Below are 20,022 nucleotides of genomic sequence, written 5' to 3'. Positions count from 1 at the left end.
TATCTAGTTTTGAAGGAATATGCCTTCATAGTTTGGTGATGATGGCAGAGAGGTCACACCCGTTCCCATACCGAACACGGAAGTTAAGCTCTCTAGCGCCGATGGTAGTTGGGACCTTGTCCCTGTGAGAGTAGGACGTCGCCAAGCAACTTTAGACGAGTCAGAATGACTCGTCTTTTTTGTGTTTATAGCTTATTGAAGATCTTTAATAAAATTTTTCGAAATGTAATGTGCACATCGCACAGCATGTGAACCTTATTGAGCCTCTAAAAGAAATTTCCAATGCTAAGTAGCTTTGTTGAATTCGTTTTTCCCATATAATAAGATGTCTTCTTTAAGATTTTTATAGATATCTAATAGATCGTCTGGTAGAGTGCAATAAATAGATTTTTCTAGGGTATAAGGTTCAAATGTTTTCCGTTATAATTCAAATTCATTAAAAATAATCTGTAGTATTTGGATTTCAAAGTTTCCTAATATTGTATCTATAATAGATTCAATATTAGGAAACTATAGCGAATGGGCATATGGATTCATTAGAAAAGAAAGAAGTCGAACTAGTTATGTTCTTTCGTTATAGTTATATAATAGGACGATTAAAACATAATATTGCTTTCCTTAACAAAATATTCACTATGAATATTTTGTTAAGGAAAGTTTGTTACTTGCGCATTACTATGAATAGTTTTTTCTTTGTTATTCGCTTCTTTTTCTCGATTGTAAATTTTAAGGAGACTTACTATTCTAGATTAGTAAAAATCTTGATGAAATATGAGGGCGTTATATTCGAATTCGATATAATGTAATATAAGGTATTTTTAAAATATACATCGTAGAGAAAGGATTCATAGAATGAAGAAAATAAGTATTGTTACAATAGTAGTTTTACTCCTCCTAGTTATTGCGTATATGCTAGTTGGGAACTACTTTTATAACTATGCGCTAAATACGAAACAAGAAAAAGAATTTTTAGAGGGAAACCCTCATTTAAAGAAAACCGTAACTGTATCGGGTAACTCATTTACCAAAATTCCCTGTTATGAATGCGGCGAATACAATTACAAAACTCCGTGCTGGTTATGACTTGAATGAGGGATCGGCCGTCAAGCAAGTTGCAAAAAGTAAAACTCCGATGTTGTTTATCCATGGAGATGCGGATACATTTGTTCCTTTTGAAATGTTGGATGAAGTGTATAATGCTACAAAGGTGGAAAAAGAGAAATTGATTGTGCCAGGTGCAGGTCATGGAGAAGCTGAAAAAATAGATTCGGAGAAATATTGGAATACGGTATGGGGATTTATTGGAAAGTATATTCCAGCATAAGTATATATAAAGAAAGAATCTTTCGCTATTAAAAGTGAAAGATTCTTTCTTTATATATAGGGGATACATTGATTGTAGCTTAAATAGGGAGCCTTCCTATCTAAATGTTATGCGTGGATAAGTGATGGTTAAATTTAAGTGAGGATAAAGAAAGCTAACGGATTAAAGCCTTATCTTCTATATTTAATGGGAAATTTGAATTTTATTTTAAAAAGGTATTGCTTTTATAATGATAAGTGTGTAATATATTAGAAGTCGCCGATGCAACAACGCAGAATGCGACAAACGAAATAAAAAACTTAGTTGACATTGAAACATGAAAGTGTTAACATAAGGGAGTCGCAAATGAGCGGCAAACAAGTTCTTTGAAAACTGAACGAAACAAACAACGTGAAACGTCAATTTTTATTTTAGATGCTAGACAAACTAACTTTATTGGAGAGTTTGATCCTGGCTCAGGATGAACGCTGGCGGCGTGCCTAATACATGCAAGTCGAGCGAATGGATTAAGAGCTTGCTCTTATGAAGTTAGCGGCGGACGGGTGAGTAACACGTGGGTAACCTGCCCATAAGACTGGGATAACTCCGGGAAACCGGGGCTAATACCGGATAACATTTTGCACCGCATGGTGCGAAATTCAAAGGCGGCTTCGGCTGTCACTTATGGATGGACCCGCGTCGCATTAGCTAGTTGGTGAGGTAACGGCTCACCAAGGCAACGATGCGTAGCCGACCTGAGAGGGTGATCGGCCACACTGGGACTGAGACACGGCCCAGACTCCTACGGGAGGCAGCAGTAGGGAATCTTCCGCAATGGACGAAAGTCTGACGGAGCAACGCCGCGTGAGTGATGAAGGCTTTCGGGTCGTAAAACTCTGTTGTTAGGGAAGAACAAGTGCTAGTTGAATAAGCTGGCACCTTGACGGTACCTAACCAGAAAGCCACGGCTAACTACGTGCCAGCAGCCGCGGTAATACGTAGGTGGCAAGCGTTATCCGGAATTATTGGGCGTAAAGCGCGCGCAGGTGGTTTCTTAAGTCTGATGTGAAAGCCCACGGCTCAACCGTGGAGGGTCATTGGAAACTGGGAGACTTGAGTGCAGAAGAGGAAAGTGGAATTCCATGTGTAGCGGTGAAATGCGTAGAGATATGGAGGAACACCAGTGGCGAAGGCGACTTTCTGGTCTGTAACTGACACTGAGGCGCGAAAGCGTGGGGAGCAAACAGGATTAGATACCCTGGTAGTCCACGCCGTAAACGATGAGTGCTAAGTGTTAGAGGGTTTCCGCCCTTTAGTGCTGAAGTTAACGCATTAAGCACTCCGCCTGGGGAGTACGGCCGCAAGGCTGAAACTCAAAGGAATTGACGGGGGCCCGCACAAGCGGTGGAGCATGTGGTTTAATTCGAAGCAACGCGAAGAACCTTACCAGGTCTTGACATCCTCTGACAACCCTAGAGATAGGGCTTCCCCTTCGGGGGCAGAGTGACAGGTGGTGCATGGTTGTCGTCAGCTCGTGTCGTGAGATGTTGGGTTAAGTCCCGCAACGAGCGCAACCCTTGATCTTAGTTGCCATCATTAAGTTGGGCACTCTAAGGTGACTGCCGGTGACAAACCGGAGGAAGGTGGGGATGACGTCAAATCATCATGCCCCTTATGACCTGGGCTACACACGTGCTACAATGGACGGTACAAAGAGCTGCAAGACCGCGAGGTGGAGCTAATCTCATAAAACCGTTCTCAGTTCGGATTGTAGGCTGCAACTCGCCTACATGAAGCTGGAATCGCTAGTAATCGCGGATCAGCATGCCGCGGTGAATACGTTCCCGGGCCTTGTACACACCGCCCGTCACACCACGAGAGTTTGTAACACCCGAAGTCGGTGGGGTAACCTTTTTGGAGCCAGCCGCCTAAGGTGGGACAGATGATTGGGGTGAAGTCGTAACAAGGTAGCCGTATCGGAAGGTGCGGCTGGATCACCTCCTTTCTATGGAGAATTGATGAACGCTGTTCATCAATATAAGTTTCCGTGTTTCGTTTTGTTCAGTTTTGAGAGAACTATCTCTCAGAAATAAATGTATGTTCTTTGAAAACTAGATAACAGTGTAGCTCATATTTTTTAATTTTAGTTTGGTTAAGTTAGAAAGGGCGCACGGTGGATGCCTTGACACTAGGAGTCGATGAAGGACGGGACTAACGCCGATATGCTTCGGGGAGCTGTAAGTAAGCTTTGATCCGAAGATTTCCGAATGGGGAAACCCACCATACGTAATGGTATGGTATCCTTACCTGAATACATAGGGTATGGAAGACAGACCCAGGGAACTGAAACATCTAAGTACCTGGAGGAAGAGAAAGCAAATGCGATTTCCTGAGTAGCGGCGAGCGAAACGGAATCTAGCCCAAACCAAGAGGCTTGCCTCTTGGGGTTGTAGGACATTCTATACGGAGTTACAAAGGAACGAGGTAGACGAAGCAGCCTGGAAAGGCTCGTCACAGAGGGTAACAACCCCGTAGTCGAAACTTCGTTCTCTCTTGAATGTATCCTGAGTACGGCGGAACACGTGAAATTCCGTCGGAATCTGGGAGGACCATCTCCCAAGGCTAAATACTACCTAGTGATCGATAGTGAACCAGTACCGTGAGGGAAAGGTGAAAAGCACCCCGGAAGGGGAGTGAAAGAGATCCTGAAACCGTGTGCCTACAAATAGTCAGAGCCCGTTAATGGGTGATGGCGTGCCTTTTGTAGAATGAACCGGCGAGTTACGATCCCGTGCGAGGTTAAGCTGAAGAGGCGGAGCCGTAGCGAAAGCGAGTCTGAATAGGGCGTTTAGTACGTGGTCGTAGACCCGAAACCAGGTGATCTACCCATGTCCAGGGTGAAGTTCAGGTAACACTGAATGGAGGCCCGAACCCACGCACGTTGAAAAGTGCGGGGATGAGGTGTGGGTAGCGGAGAAATTCCAATCGAACCTGGAGATAGCTGGTTCTCCCCGAAATAGCTTTAGGGCTAGCCTTAAGTGTAAGAGTCTTGGAGGTAGAGCACTGATTGAACTAGGGGTCCTCATCGGATTACCGAATTCAGTCAAACTCCGAATGCCAATGACTTATCCTTAGGAGTCAGACTGCGAGTGATAAGATCCGTAGTCAAGAGGGAAACAGCCCAGATCGCCAGCTAAGGTCCCAAAGTGTGTATTAAGTGGAAAAGGATGTGGAGTTGCTTAGACAACTAGGATGTTGGCTTAGAAGCAGCCACCATTTAAAGAGTGCGTAATAGCTCACTAGTCGAGTGACTCTGCGCCGAAAATGTACCGGGGCTAAATACACCACCGAAGCTGCGAATTGATACCTATGGTATCAGTGGTAGGGGAGCGTTCTAAGGGCAGTGAAGTCAGACCGTAAGGACTGGTGGAGCGCTTAGAAGTGAGAATGCCGGTATGAGTAGCGAAAGACGGGTGAGAATCCCGTCCACCGAATGCCTAAGGTTTCCTGAGGAAGGCTCGTCCGCTCAGGGTTAGTCAGGACCTAAGCCGAGGCCGACAGGCGTAGGCGATGGACAACAGGTTGATATTCCTGTACCACCTCTTTATCGTTTGAGCAATGGAGGGACGCAGAAGGATAGAAGAAGCGTGCGATTGGTTGTGCACGTCCAAGCAGTTAGGCTGATAAGTAGGCAAATCCGCTTATCGTGAAGGCTGAGCTGTGATGGGGAAGCTCCTTATGGAGCGAAGTCTTTGATTCCCCGCTGCCAAGAAAAGCTTCTAGCGAGATAAAAGGTGCCTGTACCGCAAACCGACACAGGTAGGCGAGGAGAGAATCCTAAGGTGTGCGAGAGAACTCTGGTTAAGGAACTCGGCAAAATGACCCCGTAACTTCGGGAGAAGGGGTGCTTTCTTAACGGAAAGCCGCAGTGAATAGGCCCAAGCGACTGTTTAGCAAAAACACAGGTCTCTGCGAAGCCGTAAGGCGAAGTATAGGGGCTGACACCTGCCCGGTGCTGGAAGGTTAAGGAGAGGGGTTAGCGTAAGCGAAGCTCTGAACTGAAGCCCCAGTAAACGGCGGCCGTAACTATAACGGTCCTAAGGTAGCGAAATTCCTTGTCGGGTAAGTTCCGACCCGCACGAAAGGTGTAACGATTTGGGCACTGTCTCAACCAGAGACTCGGTGAAATTATAGTACCTGTGAAGATGCAGGTTACCCGCGACAGGACGGAAAGACCCCGTGGAGCTTTACTGTAGCCTGATATTGAATTTTGGTACAGTTTGTACAGGATAGGCGGGAGCCTTTGAAACCGGAGCGCTAGCTTCGGTGGAGGCGCTGGTGGGATACCGCCCTGACTGTATTGAAATTCTAACCTACGGGTCTTATCGACCCGGGAGACAGTGTCAGGTGGGCAGTTTGACTGGGGCGGTCGCCTCCTAAAGTGTAACGGAGGCGCCCAAAGGTTCCCTCAGAATGGTTGGAAATCATTCGTAGAGTGCAAAGGCATAAGGGAGCTTGACTGCGAGACCTACAAGTCGAGCAGGGACGAAAGTCGGGCTTAGTGATCCGGTGGTTCCGCATGGAAGGGCCATCGCTCAACGGATAAAAGCTACCCCGGGGATAACAGGCTTATCTCCCCCAAGAGTCCACATCGACGGGGAGGTTTGGCACCTCGATGTCGGCTCATCGCATCCTGGGGCTGTAGTCGGTCCCAAGGGTTGGGCTGTTCGCCCATTAAAGCGGTACGCGAGCTGGGTTCAGAACGTCGTGAGACAGTTCGGTCCCTATCCGTCGTGGGCGTAGGAAATTTGAGAGGAGCTGTCCTTAGTACGAGAGGACCGGGATGGACGCACCGCTGGTGTACCAGTTGTTCTGCCAAGGGCATAGCTGGGTAGCTATGTGCGGAAGGGATAAGTGCTGAAAGCATCTAAGCATGAAGCCCCCCTCAAGATGAGATTTCCCATAGCGTAAGCTAGTAAGATCCCTGAAAGATGATCAGGTTGATAGGTTCGAGGTGGAAGCATGGTGACATGTGGAGCTGACGAATACTAATAGATCGAGGACTTAACCATATAATATGAAGCAAATGTTATCTAGTTTTGAAGGAATATACCTTCAATAGTTTGGTGATGATGGCAGAGAGGTCACACCCGTTCCCATACCGAACACGGAAGTTAAGCTCTCTAGCGCCGATGGTAGTTGGGACCTTGTCCCTGTGAGAGTAGGACGTCGCCAAGCAACTTTAGACGAGTCAGAATGACTCGTCTTTTTTGTGCATTTACATAATAAGCGAGTGATCGAAGAAAAAATTCCAATGGGACTTTTATGGAAAGACTTATACAAAAGCCAAGGGAAAAGGACATGTTAGATATCATTTTTTTATTCAAAATTACAGAAATTAAAATATAGTGTACAGTGAAGTTTTGGTAACCACATGAAATGATTGCGATTCTTTTCACCTTGTTAGAGGAAACATTGAATGGGTATCTTTATGTACAGTTACTGTTTGGGATGGACTTGTTCATAAATTAGTTGAAGTAGCGGCTAAAACTGCTGGTGAATATTGTTCTGCTTACCGTGAAAGAGAATAGGAAATTAATTTTTGTTTATTCGATTATACGCGAGGATTTAAGGTTTACTGTATTGGAATCGCACAAAAATTGAGTAATGATCTTTATTCTCTTTATTATATGGTACAAAGTAAATAGGTCTACATATGGTATGAAGAGACATATATGAAAAGGGGAGAAAAACATTAAAGGAATAAGTATGCTATTAATTGCGATTATACTATGGGGGATAGCAATTGCTCCGACAAAATGGGCGTTAGAGTCAATTCAGCCATTCACCCTATTATTTCTTCGTCTTTGCTTTGCTGGCGGGATATGTCTATTGTTTTCTTTTCAGCAGCTACGAAAAAGTATTGTTAATAGGGATGTTCCGTGGAAAAGAATAAGCGTATTATCTTTTACTGGTGTGGCGGGATATTTTATGTTTACCTCGTATGGGATTTCTTTAACAAGTGGATTACATGTTAGCATCATTGATGCTGCTTTACCTTTAGTTACAATTATTTTCTCGGCACTGTTTTTAAAAGAAAAGATTCAGTTAAACTATTGGATTGGAATTATATTAGGTTTTATAGGAGTAATATGTATTACCATTCCATCTGGTAATGATAATCAAAGCGCTTCTCTAGTTGGGGACATACTTATTTTATTAAGTACTTTTTTATTTGCTTTCTATACAATATTATTAAAAAGACCAAAACAAGAAAAGAATCTATCAAACGAAGTATTTACAACATTAACATTAATCATAGGGGCAATCATTCTATTCCCCTTTGCAGTTATCGAAACTTTTTATTATGGTCTACCTCAAATAGAAACATGGAAGACAGGGCTTAGTTTTACATACCTTGTTGTTTGTGCAACAATCCTAGCTTATTGGTTTTGGAATAAGGCGCTAGAAGGAGTTTCGGCATCAGTAAGTGGATTGTATTTAAATGCTTTACCACTCATAAGTATTATTGCTTCGGTTATTTTATTAAAAGAATCTTTAACATGGAAGATATTAATAGGAGGATGTCTAGTTTTATTTGGGGTTATCTGGGCGGATAAAGGTAAATTAAGTGCTCTAATGAAATCCGTTGATCGACAAACTAAAGAAGATAGGAAGTACAAAACATATTAATGCCAGAATATGAAAGGGGGGATGCATCGAATGGCATGCTCTCTTTTTAGTTGGTTTAGAGGAGCATACAGGAAGATTAGGGAACCTGTGTAATACAATACTAAATTATACATTTATATACTGTATTTATAATAATGAACAAAGGGATGATAATCCAGGGATGTTTGAAGTAAAATTATTTGATAAAAAACAAATTGCTAATGAAGTATTACTATTCTTTTGACTCTGAAATAGAATGAAGGCTCCTTGAGTACGCATTTATAATGTCTAGTAGGGATAAATAGTTTTACTTTTTTCCCTTTTAGGGGTACTGAATCTATAGGAATGGAAAGGGTGTATGAATAAAAGATTAATGATTTGTGAGTGTTTATCTATAAAAGAGATAAAAAACAATTTTTTATATAAAATCCATTGACTATTTCAATATATAAGTGTAGTATTATACGAGTCGCCGATAGCAACAACGCAGAACGCGACAAACGAAATGAAAAACTTAGTTGACATTGAAACATGAAAGTGTTAACATAAGGGAGTCGCAAATGAGCGGCAAACAAGTTCTTTGAAAACTGAACGAAACAAACAACGTGAAACGTCAATTTTTATTTTAGATGCTAGACAAACTAACTTTATTGGAGAGTTTGATCCTGGCTCAGGATGAACGCTGGCGGCGTGCCTAATACATGCAAGTCGAGCGAATGGATTAAGAGCTTGCTCTTATGAAGTTAGCGGCGGACGGGTGAGTAACACGTGGGTAACCTGCCCATAAGACTGGGATAACTCCGGGAAACCGGGGCTAATACCGGATAACATTTTGCACCGCATGGTGCGAAATTCAAAGGCGGCTTCGGCTGTCACTTATGGATGGACCCGCGTCGCATTAGCTAGTTGGTGAGGTAACGGCTCACCAAGGCAACGATGCGTAGCCGACCTGAGAGGGTGATCGGCCACACTGGGACTGAGACACGGCCCAGACTCCTACGGGAGGCAGCAGTAGGGAATCTTCCGCAATGGACGAAAGTCTGACGGAGCAACGCCGCGTGAGTGATGAAGGCTTTCGGGTCGTAAAACTCTGTTGTTAGGGAAGAACAAGTGCTAGTTGAATAAGCTGGCACCTTGACGGTACCTAACCAGAAAGCCACGGCTAACTACGTGCCAGCAGCCGCGGTAATACGTAGGTGGCAAGCGTTATCCGGAATTATTGGGCGTAAAGCGCGCGCAGGTGGTTTCTTAAGTCTGATGTGAAAGCCCACGGCTCAACCGTGGAGGGTCATTGGAAACTGGGAGACTTGAGTGCAGAAGAGGAAAGTGGAATTCCATGTGTAGCGGTGAAATGCGTAGAGATATGGAGGAACACCAGTGGCGAAGGCGACTTTCTGGTCTGTAACTGACACTGAGGCGCGAAAGCGTGGGGAGCAAACAGGATTAGATACCCTGGTAGTCCACGCCGTAAACGATGAGTGCTAAGTGTTAGAGGGTTTCCGCCCTTTAGTGCTGAAGTTAACGCATTAAGCACTCCGCCTGGGGAGTACGGCCGCAAGGCTGAAACTCAAAGGAATTGACGGGGGCCCGCACAAGCGGTGGAGCATGTGGTTTAATTCGAAGCAACGCGAAGAACCTTACCAGGTCTTGACATCCTCTGACAACCCTAGAGATAGGGCTTCCCCTTCGGGGGCAGAGTGACAGGTGGTGCATGGTTGTCGTCAGCTCGTGTCGTGAGATGTTGGGTTAAGTCCCGCAACGAGCGCAACCCTTGATCTTAGTTGCCATCATTAAGTTGGGCACTCTAAGGTGACTGCCGGTGACAAACCGGAGGAAGGTGGGGATGACGTCAAATCATCATGCCCCTTATGACCTGGGCTACACACGTGCTACAATGGACGGTACAAAGAGCTGCAAGACCGCGAGGTGGAGCTAATCTCATAAAACCGTTCTCAGTTCGGATTGTAGGCTGCAACTCGCCTACATGAAGCTGGAATCGCTAGTAATCGCGGATCAGCATGCCGCGGTGAATACGTTCCCGGGCCTTGTACACACCGCCCGTCACACCACGAGAGTTTGTAACACCCGAAGTCGGTGGGGTAACCTTTTTGGAGCCAGCCGCCTAAGGTGGGACAGATGATTGGGGTGAAGTCGTAACAAGGTAGCCGTATCGGAAGGTGCGGCTGGATCACCTCCTTTCTATGGAGAATTGATGAACGCTGTTCATCAATATAAGTTTCCGTGTTTCGTTTTGTTCAGTTTTGAGAGAACTATCTCTCAGAAATAAATGTATGTTCTTTGAAAACTAGATAACAGTGTAGCTCATATTTTTTAATTTTAGTTTGGTTAAGTTAGAAAGGGCGCACGGTGGATGCCTTGACACTAGGAGTCGATGAAGGACGGGACTAACGCCGATATGCTTCGGGGAGCTGTAAGTAAGCTTTGATCCGAAGATTTCCGAATGGGGAAACCCACCATACGTAATGGTATGGTATCCTTACCTGAATACATAGGGTATGGAAGACAGACCCAGGGAACTGAAACATCTAAGTACCTGGAGGAAGAGAAAGCAAATGCGATTTCCTGAGTAGCGGCGAGCGAAACGGAATCTAGCCCAAACCAAGAGGCTTGCCTCTTGGGGTTGTAGGACATTCTATACGGAGTTACAAAGGAACGAGGTAGACGAAGCAGCCTGGAAAGGCTCGTCACAGAGGGTAACAACCCCGTAGTCGAAACTTCGTTCTCTCTTGAATGTATCCTGAGTACGGCGGAACACGTGAAATTCCGTCGGAATCTGGGAGGACCATCTCCCAAGGCTAAATACTACCTAGTGATCGATAGTGAACCAGTACCGTGAGGGAAAGGTGAAAAGCACCCCGGAAGGGGAGTGAAAGAGATCCTGAAACCGTGTGCCTACAAATAGTCAGAGCCCGTTAATGGGTGATGGCGTGCCTTTTGTAGAATGAACCGGCGAGTTACGATCCCGTGCGAGGTTAAGCTGAAGAGGCGGAGCCGTAGCGAAAGCGAGTCTGAATAGGGCGTTTAGTACGTGGTCGTAGACCCGAAACCAGGTGATCTACCCATGTCCAGGGTGAAGTTCAGGTAACACTGAATGGAGGCCCGAACCCACGCACGTTGAAAAGTGCGGGGATGAGGTGTGGGTAGCGGAGAAATTCCAATCGAACCTGGAGATAGCTGGTTCTCCCCGAAATAGCTTTAGGGCTAGCCTTAAGTGTAAGAGTCTTGGAGGTAGAGCACTGATTGAACTAGGGGTCCTCATCGGATTACCGAATTCAGTCAAACTCCGAATGCCAATGACTTATCCTTAGGAGTCAGACTGCGAGTGATAAGATCCGTAGTCAAGAGGGAAACAGCCCAGATCGCCAGCTAAGGTCCCAAAGTGTGTATTAAGTGGAAAAGGATGTGGAGTTGCTTAGACAACTAGGATGTTGGCTTAGAAGCAGCCACCATTTAAAGAGTGCGTAATAGCTCACTAGTCGAGTGACTCTGCGCCGAAAATGTACCGGGGCTAAATACACCACCGAAGCTGCGAATTGATACCTATGGTATCAGTGGTAGGGGAGCGTTCTAAGGGCAGTGAAGTCAGACCGTAAGGACTGGTGGAGCGCTTAGAAGTGAGAATGCCGGTATGAGTAGCGAAAGACGGGTGAGAATCCCGTCCACCGAATGCCTAAGGTTTCCTGAGGAAGGCTCGTCCGCTCAGGGTTAGTCAGGACCTAAGCCGAGGCCGACAGGCGTAGGCGATGGACAACAGGTTGATATTCCTGTACCACCTCTTTATCGTTTGAGCAATGGAGGGACGCAGAAGGATAGAAGAAGCGTGCGATTGGTTGTGCACGTCCAAGCAGTTAGGCTGATAAGTAGGCAAATCCGCTTATCGTGAAGGCTGAGCTGTGATGGGGAAGCTCCTTATGGAGCGAAGTCTTTGATTCCCCGCTGCCAAGAAAAGCTTCTAGCGAGATAAAAGGTGCCTGTACCGCAAACCGACACAGGTAGGCGAGGAGAGAATCCTAAGGTGTGCGAGAGAACTCTGGTTAAGGAACTCGGCAAAATGACCCCGTAACTTCGGGAGAAGGGGTGCTTTCTTAACGGAAAGCCGCAGTGAATAGGCCCAAGCGACTGTTTAGCAAAAACACAGGTCTCTGCGAAGCCGTAAGGCGAAGTATAGGGGCTGACACCTGCCCGGTGCTGGAAGGTTAAGGAGAGGGGTTAGCGTAAGCGAAGCTCTGAACTGAAGCCCCAGTAAACGGCGGCCGTAACTATAACGGTCCTAAGGTAGCGAAATTCCTTGTCGGGTAAGTTCCGACCCGCACGAAAGGTGTAACGATTTGGGCACTGTCTCAACCAGAGACTCGGTGAAATTATAGTACCTGTGAAGATGCAGGTTACCCGCGACAGGACGGAAAGACCCCGTGGAGCTTTACTGTAGCCTGATATTGAATTTTGGTACAGTTTGTACAGGATAGGCGGGAGCCTTTGAAACCGGAGCGCTAGCTTCGGTGGAGGCGCTGGTGGGATACCGCCCTGACTGTATTGAAATTCTAACCTACGGGTCTTATCGACCCGGGAGACAGTGTCAGGTGGGCAGTTTGACTGGGGCGGTCGCCTCCTAAAGTGTAACGGAGGCGCCCAAAGGTTCCCTCAGAATGGTTGGAAATCATTCGTAGAGTGCAAAGGCATAAGGGAGCTTGACTGCGAGACCTACAAGTCGAGCAGGGACGAAAGTCGGGCTTAGTGATCCGGTGGTTCCGCATGGAAGGGCCATCGCTCAACGGATAAAAGCTACCCCGGGGATAACAGGCTTATCTCCCCCAAGAGTCCACATCGACGGGGAGGTTTGGCACCTCGATGTCGGCTCATCGCATCCTGGGGCTGTAGTCGGTCCCAAGGGTTGGGCTGTTCGCCCATTAAAGCGGTACGCGAGCTGGGTTCAGAACGTCGTGAGACAGTTCGGTCCCTATCCGTCGTGGGCGTAGGAAATTTGAGAGGAGCTGTCCTTAGTACGAGAGGACCGGGATGGACGCACCGCTGGTGTACCAGTTGTTCTGCCAAGGGCATAGCTGGGTAGCTATGTGCGGAAGGGATAAGTGCTGAAAGCATCTAAGCATGAAGCCCCCCTCAAGATGAGATTTCCCATAGCGTAAGCTAGTAAGATCCCTGAAAGATGATCAGGTTGATAGGTTCGAGGTGGAAGCATGGTGACATGTGGAGCTGACGAATACTAATAGATCGAGGACTTAACCATATAATATGAAGCAAATGTTATCTAGTTTTGAAGGAATATGCCTTCATAGTTTGGTGATGATGGCAGAGAGGTCACACCCGTTCCCATACCGAACACGGAAGTTAAGCTCTCTAGCGCCGATGGTAGTTGGGACCTTGTCCCTGTGAGAGTAGGACGTCGCCAAGCAAAAACCTAAGTCGTTTCGACTTAGGTTTTTTTGTTTAATAAAATAAATGCTTTGTGTACCTAAGTATTTATTTTATTTTTCTTCATAGCTGTTCATAAATTTTCTTCTTCATTAGAGATAATAAGATAAGGTCATCACCTATGCGTTTTTTTGAATCATAGGTGATGACCTTGTATTTGAAAAGTGGGTATGTTTATTTTTTTACATCAATGAGTTTAAAACGTTCACAAACGAGTAGCATATCTTCAGAAAACTCATGTCCAAGTGCATTCAATTCTTTGGTAAAGAACTTTGTGTGGGTATCTTTCCAGTAGTCATAAGTTCGATCACCTTCGCCTTCTGCAATGGCAAATTCTTCGGGCACTTCATTCATTGGTGTTACAGTTACTTCTATTGTTTTAATAATGGCTACAGGCTCATCCTGGCTATTTAAGATAATACTATAATCATTTATTGCTGGAAGTGGCTCATTGTCTAGTTCATAGAAGATATGACCAGAGCATGTTGCTGTTTTCACGCCATCAATTACTAATTGAGCAAGATAATCAGGAGATGCTCCGAACTGCCATGCGCTGACAGATTGAGGTTTTTCACTTTCCTTCCAATACTCATCCCAATACTTTTGTGCTAATTGGTTCATTTGTATCATTCACCTATTTCTCTATTATATATTCAAATACATAATTCATTGTCATAAGGTTCTGGTCATCTATCTCTCCTATAAACCTCTATAATAACATTAAAGAATATTCAGAATTAATAAGTCAAGTTATTTTAAACAACTACTTAAGTTTTTAAGATTAGATAATTTATTTCGAGTAATAAAACCAACGCTTTTTATGGAGATTTTGTTTAGCATATCTTTTTTTAAAATGGAGAAGGTATGTCTGTTAGGGTCGTATAATTTCAACTAACCGATTCTTCCATAGGAATATCGGTTAGTTAGTGTTTTTATAGGTGATCTTTCTATAGTTAGAGCAATACGAATATAGTAAATACAATAGCTAACAAAATGCGATAATAGGCAAAAGGTTTTAAACCTATTTTCGAGAGTAGCTTTAGAAACGTTACTACTGCTAACATTGCTACTACAAAAGAAGTAATAAATCCTACTGCAAACATTGGAATATCATCTATACTTAAATGTTCCCAACTTTTTAATAAGTCTAGACCGGTTGCACCAACCATGACGGGAAGAGCGATAAGAAAAGAAAATTCTGATGCAGCGTTATAATTCACTTTTGCTAACAATCCTCCAGACATTGTGGATCCAGCTCTTGAAAAACCAGGATATACCGCTAAACATTGAAATAATCCAATTGTTAATGCTTGACGATACGTTAAATCATCTAATGAATAAGAGGTAGCTTCAGGTTTTTTAACTTCTGCAAAAATCATAAGAATAGCTCCTGCTACAAGTCCGATAACGACAGTATATGGCTGAAATAAGTATGTTTTGATTACATCATGTAATAGTAAGCCAACAACTACAGCTGGGAATACACCTAGGAAAACATGTAGTGCATTGAATTTTTTCTCTTTCTGCAAGAGAGGCTTAATGTTACATAAGGAAACAAGGCGTTTGTGATATAAAAAAGCAATAGCTAAAATTGCTCCTAATTGTATGACAATCTCAAATGTTTTTGCTCTTTCTCCTTCAAAACCTAATAAGTGTCCGACTAGTATAAGATGCCCAGTAGAAGAAATAGGTAGGAATTCTGCTAGTCCTTCTACAATACCGAGTATGAAGGCAATAATTGTATCGCTCATAATTTCACTCCTATGTCAAATGTTAATGAAAATCTATGAAAGAAATCTATTGACGTTTTTCTTAGTGAAAAACATTAAAGTTGTATAGATGGAATATAAAATTATAACTGTTATAAAGCTATACATTGTTAGTGTAACTGTAATGGGAGCCCATACTGTAACAAACGACCAAGGTACTCCAAGTAGTATTTTGGGGAGTTTTAAAAAGAATAGTAGTCCCCCTGCAACGACACATATATTTATGAGAAATAATATGAATTTCTTTTTGTTTAATAAAGTCCAATTTCGGCGTTTTTGTAATAACCTTCTTATAAGTCTTATGGTTAAAATTATAAATAATATACTTAAGCACGCTGTCACAATGAATATTATGGTTGCTATTTTATCTACCTTTTGAAAGCTATCTATTTGCTGTGTACCGGAAATGTTCTTTCCGTTCCAGAGATCTATAACACCTTGACCAATTGATGTAGTAAATGTACTTTTCATATTTGCTAACACCGCTACGCCTGTTTGTTCATCCGGTTGCATTATAATAAAAGACGAAAAGTTTGGATTTTCTCCATCATGGAATACAATTTTTTTGTCTTTTTGTAAAACAACCCATCCGCTGGCATAGTAGCTATTATTAGCAACTGGTTTCACTGTCTTATCAGGGATATGTGAATCCGAAATTAGTTGTGGATCAATGGAATCGTTTGTTTCAGTTCCTAATTGAAGATTCATCCATTTTGCTAAATCATTTGTATTACTGATAACATAACCTGCGGGTGTATTACCACGATAGATAGGTTGTGTATATGCATATGGTCTCATAAATCTTAATTTATACCCAGTAGCCATCTCATTGGATTGTCCTTGTAAGTAACCTACTAATGAATTTTTCATTCCAATTTGATTTAAGATGTTTTGCTTCATATAAACTTCATATGGCTTTTTTGTCACTTTTTCAATTACAAGTCCTAAAATATCATAATTAATAGTTGCGTATTCAAAAGAGCTTCCTGGCTTATGATCCAATTTTGTGTGTTGTAATGTTTTGACGGTTGCTTCTAGTGCATCATTCTCTGTACTGATGGGAATATCGCTAATAGTGGTAGAAGGTATTCCGCTAGTTTGATAAAGCAAATGATTTAAAGTAATATTTCCTGGTTTATCGTTATAAGTTAATTTTAGCCATGGTAAAAATTTTGTGATATCGTCAGTTCTTTTTAGTAAGTCCTCTTTTTCTAATTGTAAAATAGCTAAACCTGTAAAAGCTTTACTTGTTGAAGCTAGCTCAAATAAAGTATCTTCATTTACAACCTTTTGGGTTTTTAAATCTGCGTACCCAAATCCTTCTTGATATACAGTTTTTCCTTTTTCGACAATGACTACTGATATTCCTGGTATTTGACTAAGCTCTTGTTGTTCTTTAATAAATTGGTCAATTTGTTGTATGCGTTGTTCTTTAGTTTGTTCACTTTCAGCAAAGCTAATTTGTGAGAATGGGATAAGAAAGACTAGTATTAAAAAACTGATAGAAAGGTAATGGTAGAGTATCTTCTTTTTATTCATCTTTAATAGCTCCTGTCCGTAGGTAATAATAGATGACAAAGTGGTTGAAATCTTTTATAGGGAGTGTTTAATCTAAATAACCGGAAATTAGACCCACACCTCAAAATTATCAGGGGGGACAAAAGAGAGGTGTGGGAACAACTTTGAATAAAAGCCTGATTTTAAGTGGTACACAACGCATCTACTAATAAAACCCTTAATTTATCTACTTAGATTAATGAATATCAACCTTTTTAAAATAGAATATTGTTGTGATAAAGCCGATAATAGATGTAGCTGCAATGATGATATATGAATATTCCGGAGGATATGTTGGTTGCAGTTCGTTATTTACTATATCGATTGTTGCTGCCCAAGGAAATAAATCTTTGTGCTCTGAGTTTGCAGTCATAACATTTATCATCGTTATAACGATTGTTAATATAATAGGCGGAACATAAGTTTTCATTACAAGGGTTAGCAGTACAATAGGGGTTGATAAAATAAAAAGAAATCCGCCGCACATTAAAAATTTCATTAAAGATTGCAGAAGTAATGAGCTACTGAAGCCAGAGAAGTTTCCTAATAATCCTAATAATAAAGTTAGTCCCCAAGCAACTATAGTTAGCATCATAATCCAAACAAATAGGAGGATGAATTTACTTATAATAAAGTTAATACGTGATACAGGAATGGTTAATAGATTTTTTAATGTATCTTCCGTATATTCCCGGTTAAAGAGATAAGCAGTCACTACACCGTATAGGGGGATTCCGATTATTAAAACAGTATATAGATTGACATCAGAGAACAGTCTATCAAATAGTATAGTTGGATTAGGATTTTTTGTTTTTATGTGTACATATGACGCTACTACTACCATAAAAGGTGCCACAGCTGCTCCAATAATACTAATTAAGAACATGTTAGAACGTTTTAATTTTAATAATTCTGTGTATAGTAGATTAACCAATTGTTCCACCTCCAACTAATTTGGTGAAGTAATCTTCTAATCTATCTTCGCTCATCATAATTTTTAATACTTCGATATCGTTTTGGACAAATGTTTTATTAATTTGTCCTTGTTGCCCAAAATGGGAATAGACGCGAATGTTACCCTCATCATGCACTTCATAATCCGAAATATGAAATTGATTTTCTAAAAGCATTACAGCTTTGTTATCGTTATTTACTTGGAATTCTAAGTATTTTCGATTTGTTTTTCGAAGTGTATCAAGAGCAATTTCCTTTAATAACTTTCCTTCATGAATAATTCCCATATGATCGACTAGCTGTTCGACTTCAGCTAAAATATGGCTGGAAATTAATATCGTTATATTTCTTTCTTGTGCTAAAGATTTAATGAGCTTTCGCATTTCTTTAATACCAATTGGATCTAAACCATTAGTTGGTTCATCTAATATTAACAGTTCGGGATAATGGAGAAGAGCTCTTGCAATTCCTAAACGCTGTTTCATCCCTAAAGAGTATTTTCCTACTAACTTTTTTGTTTCATGCTGCAAGCCTACAATTTCTAGTGCTTCTCCAATCGCATCCTTTTTATGAACCCCGATTATCTTTGCATTAATTAATAGATTCTCTCTTGCAGTTAGGTTTTCATAGAACCCTGGCACTTCAACGATAGAACCGATTCTCCTTAAAATTTCTTTTTGATTCCGAGATAAATCCTCTCCGAATATTTCGATTTTTCCGCTTGTAGGTTTTATTAATCCCAGTAGCATTCGAATTGTAGTCGTTTTACCAGCACCATTTCGCCCGATAAATCCGTAAATCTCTCCTTGGTTTACAGTTATATTTAGATTATCTACTGATTTTTGTTTGTCATAAATCTTAGTGAGATTTGTTGTCTTTATAATTGCATTCACTCTGAAACACCTGCTTTCCATAAATAAGCTCTTAATTACATGATAAAAAGGAGGATTTAACTGCTACTTAATCATTTCTTAACTGTTTCTTAAAAATGGTTTGTTTTGGGATAGAAAATCCAAAGGTGGTTCTTTCCCACGGAATACTTTCTACCCATATTTTCCCGCCGTTTTTTTCTACGAGAGCTTTAGCGATAGCGAGTCCTAGACCACTCCCACCATGAGAATGGTTCCTTGATTGTTCACTTCGGTACATTCTCTCAAATACGTTATTTAAATCATGTTTTGAAATTCCAGGTCCTTTATCCCAAATAAGCAGCTGATATTCATTAGTGGTCTCTAAGAGTTTTATTCCTATTATCTTTCCGGATTTTCCGTAATATATAGCATTTTTCATGAGGTTACCTATAACTCGTATAAGGCTAAGATAATCTGCTGTAACGGGACAAGGTGTTTCTGGGATGCTAACTTGTAACTCTAAATCATGTTTTGTTAGTTCAGGTAAAAATTCAATTAAAGATTCTCTAGCAATTTCAGCAAAATTGAGAGGCTCTTCCTTCAATGGAAATTCATCTGCATCTAGCTTGGCCATATTAAATATTTCATCAACTAATTGTTTTAAGTTGCTTGATTTCTTTGAAATAATTTCAAGATATTCTCGTTTCTCTTCTTCTGAAGTAGCAATATCATCTTTTAAAGCATCAACATAGCCAATAATAGAAGTAAGGGGTGTCCGGATATCATGCGAAATACTAGATAGGAGCTGTTTTCTAGATTCATGAGATTTTACAGCTTCAATTTGTACTTTTTCTAGCGCGGTTATTAATTCATTTGTAGAAAAAATTACTTCATCCAATGAATGATCGTTATTTGTATAGAGTCTAGCATGTGTACTTCCCTTGATAGCACGTTTTAATCCGGTAACCATGGATTTTCGATTTTCGATAAAATGAAGTCTTATAAAGAAAAGACTGATTGTCATAATGAAGAGTGCAATAAATAAAGCTAATCTTCCTGTTTCTAATTGATTGTTACTTATATCTATAGATAGGAGTGCCGTAATTGCTAAAAGTTGCAATAGAAGAAGATACAGAACTTTATCATTCTTCATGCTTCTCACCTACAAATTTATAACCGATGCCCCAGACGGTTTGGATGAATTTAGGATTGGAAGGGTCAGCCTCGATTTTCTTTCTAAGCTTTCGAATGTGCACCATAATGGTATTATCATCTTCTATATAATTACTATCCCAAACATTACGGAAGAGTTGTGTTTTTGTAAAAACTTGTTCAGGGTTTAAAGCAAAAAACTTTAATAATTCTAATTCTTTTCCAGTTAAAGAGATTTCTGCGCCATCTACGTTAACTGTGTACTTTTTCACATCAATTGTTAGCCCTTTAAATGTTAGGAGTGTTTTGTCCT

8 protein-coding genes, 7 rRNA genes and 1 pseudogene (1 of these 16 cut by a window edge) are annotated in these 20,022 nt (G+C 41.7%); 9 read left to right on the top strand and 7 right to left on the bottom strand.

The genetic code is table 11. The features are described from left to right. Positions 1–31 precede the first annotated feature (31 nt). The 9 genes and pseudogenes from rrf (MHH45_RS14985) to rrf (MHH45_RS14940) all read left to right on the top strand — a co-directional run bounded on the left by rrf (MHH45_RS14985) (position 32) and on the right by rrf (MHH45_RS14940) (position 13,406). Positions 32–147: ribosomal RNA gene (gene rrf / locus MHH45_RS14985) — 5S ribosomal RNA — on the top strand. A gap of 705 nt (positions 148–852) precedes the next feature. Beyond that, positions 853–1,324 (top strand): annotated as a pseudogene (locus MHH45_RS14980) (alpha/beta hydrolase). A 432-nt stretch (positions 1,325–1,756) separates the two neighbouring features. Further along, a 16S ribosomal RNA gene (locus MHH45_RS14975) occupies positions 1,757–3,308 on the top strand. A 145-nt stretch (positions 3,309–3,453) separates the two neighbouring features. Next, positions 3,454–6,375, top strand: a 23S ribosomal RNA gene (locus tag MHH45_RS14970). Between the two features lie 50 nt (positions 6,376–6,425). Next, positions 6,426–6,541 (top strand): 5S ribosomal RNA (gene rrf, locus MHH45_RS14965). Together the 16S, 23S and 5S rRNA genes form the textbook arrangement of a ribosomal RNA operon. Before the next feature lie 531 nt (positions 6,542–7,072). Beyond that, the gene (locus MHH45_RS14955; RefSeq protein ID WP_016132251.1) at positions 7,073–7,996 is read left to right on the top strand and encodes a DMT family transporter; all 924 of its coding nucleotides are present in this window, start codon (positions 7,073–7,075) and stop codon (positions 7,994–7,996) included. A gap of 626 nt (positions 7,997–8,622) precedes the next feature. Beyond that, positions 8,623–10,174 (top strand): 16S ribosomal RNA (locus MHH45_RS14950). Between the two features lie 145 nt (positions 10,175–10,319). Then, positions 10,320–13,241, top strand: a 23S ribosomal RNA gene (locus MHH45_RS14945). A gap of 49 nt (positions 13,242–13,290) precedes the next feature. Continuing rightward, positions 13,291–13,406, top strand: a 5S ribosomal RNA gene (gene rrf, locus MHH45_RS14940). Positions 13,407–13,600: 194 nt separating this feature from the next. Here the strand turns inward: rrf (MHH45_RS14940) and MHH45_RS14935 are convergent. The 7 genes from MHH45_RS14935 to MHH45_RS14905 all read right to left on the bottom strand — a co-directional run. Next, on the bottom strand, positions 13,601–14,047 hold the full coding sequence (locus MHH45_RS14935; protein ID WP_033670935.1) for an ASCH domain-containing protein: 447 nt from the start codon (positions 14,045–14,047) through the stop codon (positions 13,601–13,603). Positions 14,048–14,379: 332 nt separating this feature from the next. Next, positions 14,380–15,177 (bottom strand): undecaprenyl-diphosphate phosphatase, encoded by a 798-nt coding sequence (bacA, locus tag MHH45_RS14930; RefSeq protein ID WP_016117053.1) that lies wholly within the window; start codon positions 15,175–15,177, stop codon positions 14,380–14,382. 33 nt (positions 15,178–15,210) lie between these two features. Next, positions 15,211–16,734, bottom strand: coding sequence for a serine hydrolase domain-containing protein (locus MHH45_RS14925; RefSeq protein WP_088094705.1), 1,524 nt, complete (start codon positions 16,732–16,734; stop codon positions 15,211–15,213). 214 nt (positions 16,735–16,948) lie between these two features. Beyond that, positions 16,949–17,686: an ABC transporter permease gene (locus tag MHH45_RS14920; RefSeq protein WP_016117055.1), complete on the bottom strand. Its 738-nt coding sequence runs from the start codon at positions 17,684–17,686 to the stop codon at positions 16,949–16,951. Beyond that, on the bottom strand, positions 17,679–18,620 hold the full coding sequence (locus MHH45_RS14915; RefSeq protein WP_033670936.1) for an ABC transporter ATP-binding protein: 942 nt from the start codon (positions 18,618–18,620) through the stop codon (positions 17,679–17,681). Before MHH45_RS14915 ends, MHH45_RS14920 begins: the two co-directional genes overlap by 8 nt. A 46-nt stretch (positions 18,621–18,666) precedes the next feature. Continuing rightward, on the bottom strand, positions 18,667–19,710 hold the full coding sequence (locus MHH45_RS14910) for a sensor histidine kinase (protein ID WP_016117057.1): 1,044 nt from the start codon (positions 19,708–19,710) through the stop codon (positions 18,667–18,669). Further along, a protein-coding gene (locus tag MHH45_RS14905) for a response regulator transcription factor (RefSeq protein WP_088094704.1) crosses the window boundary here: on the bottom strand, positions 19,700–20,022 show its end. Its footprint extends 391 nt past the window's final position; 323 of the gene's 714 nt are visible here — the last part of the coding sequence; the start codon falls outside the window, past its right edge; its stop codon occupies positions 19,700–19,702. Before MHH45_RS14905 ends, MHH45_RS14910 begins: the two co-directional genes overlap by 11 nt.

The organism is Bacillus sp. FSL K6-0042, assembly GCF_038006685.1.
Taxonomy (GTDB): domain Bacteria; phylum Bacillota; class Bacilli; order Bacillales; family Bacillaceae_G; genus Bacillus_A; species Bacillus_A pseudomycoides.
The sequence above is the reverse complement of the archived record's forward strand: the minus strand, read 5'-3'. Positions and strand labels throughout refer to the sequence as shown.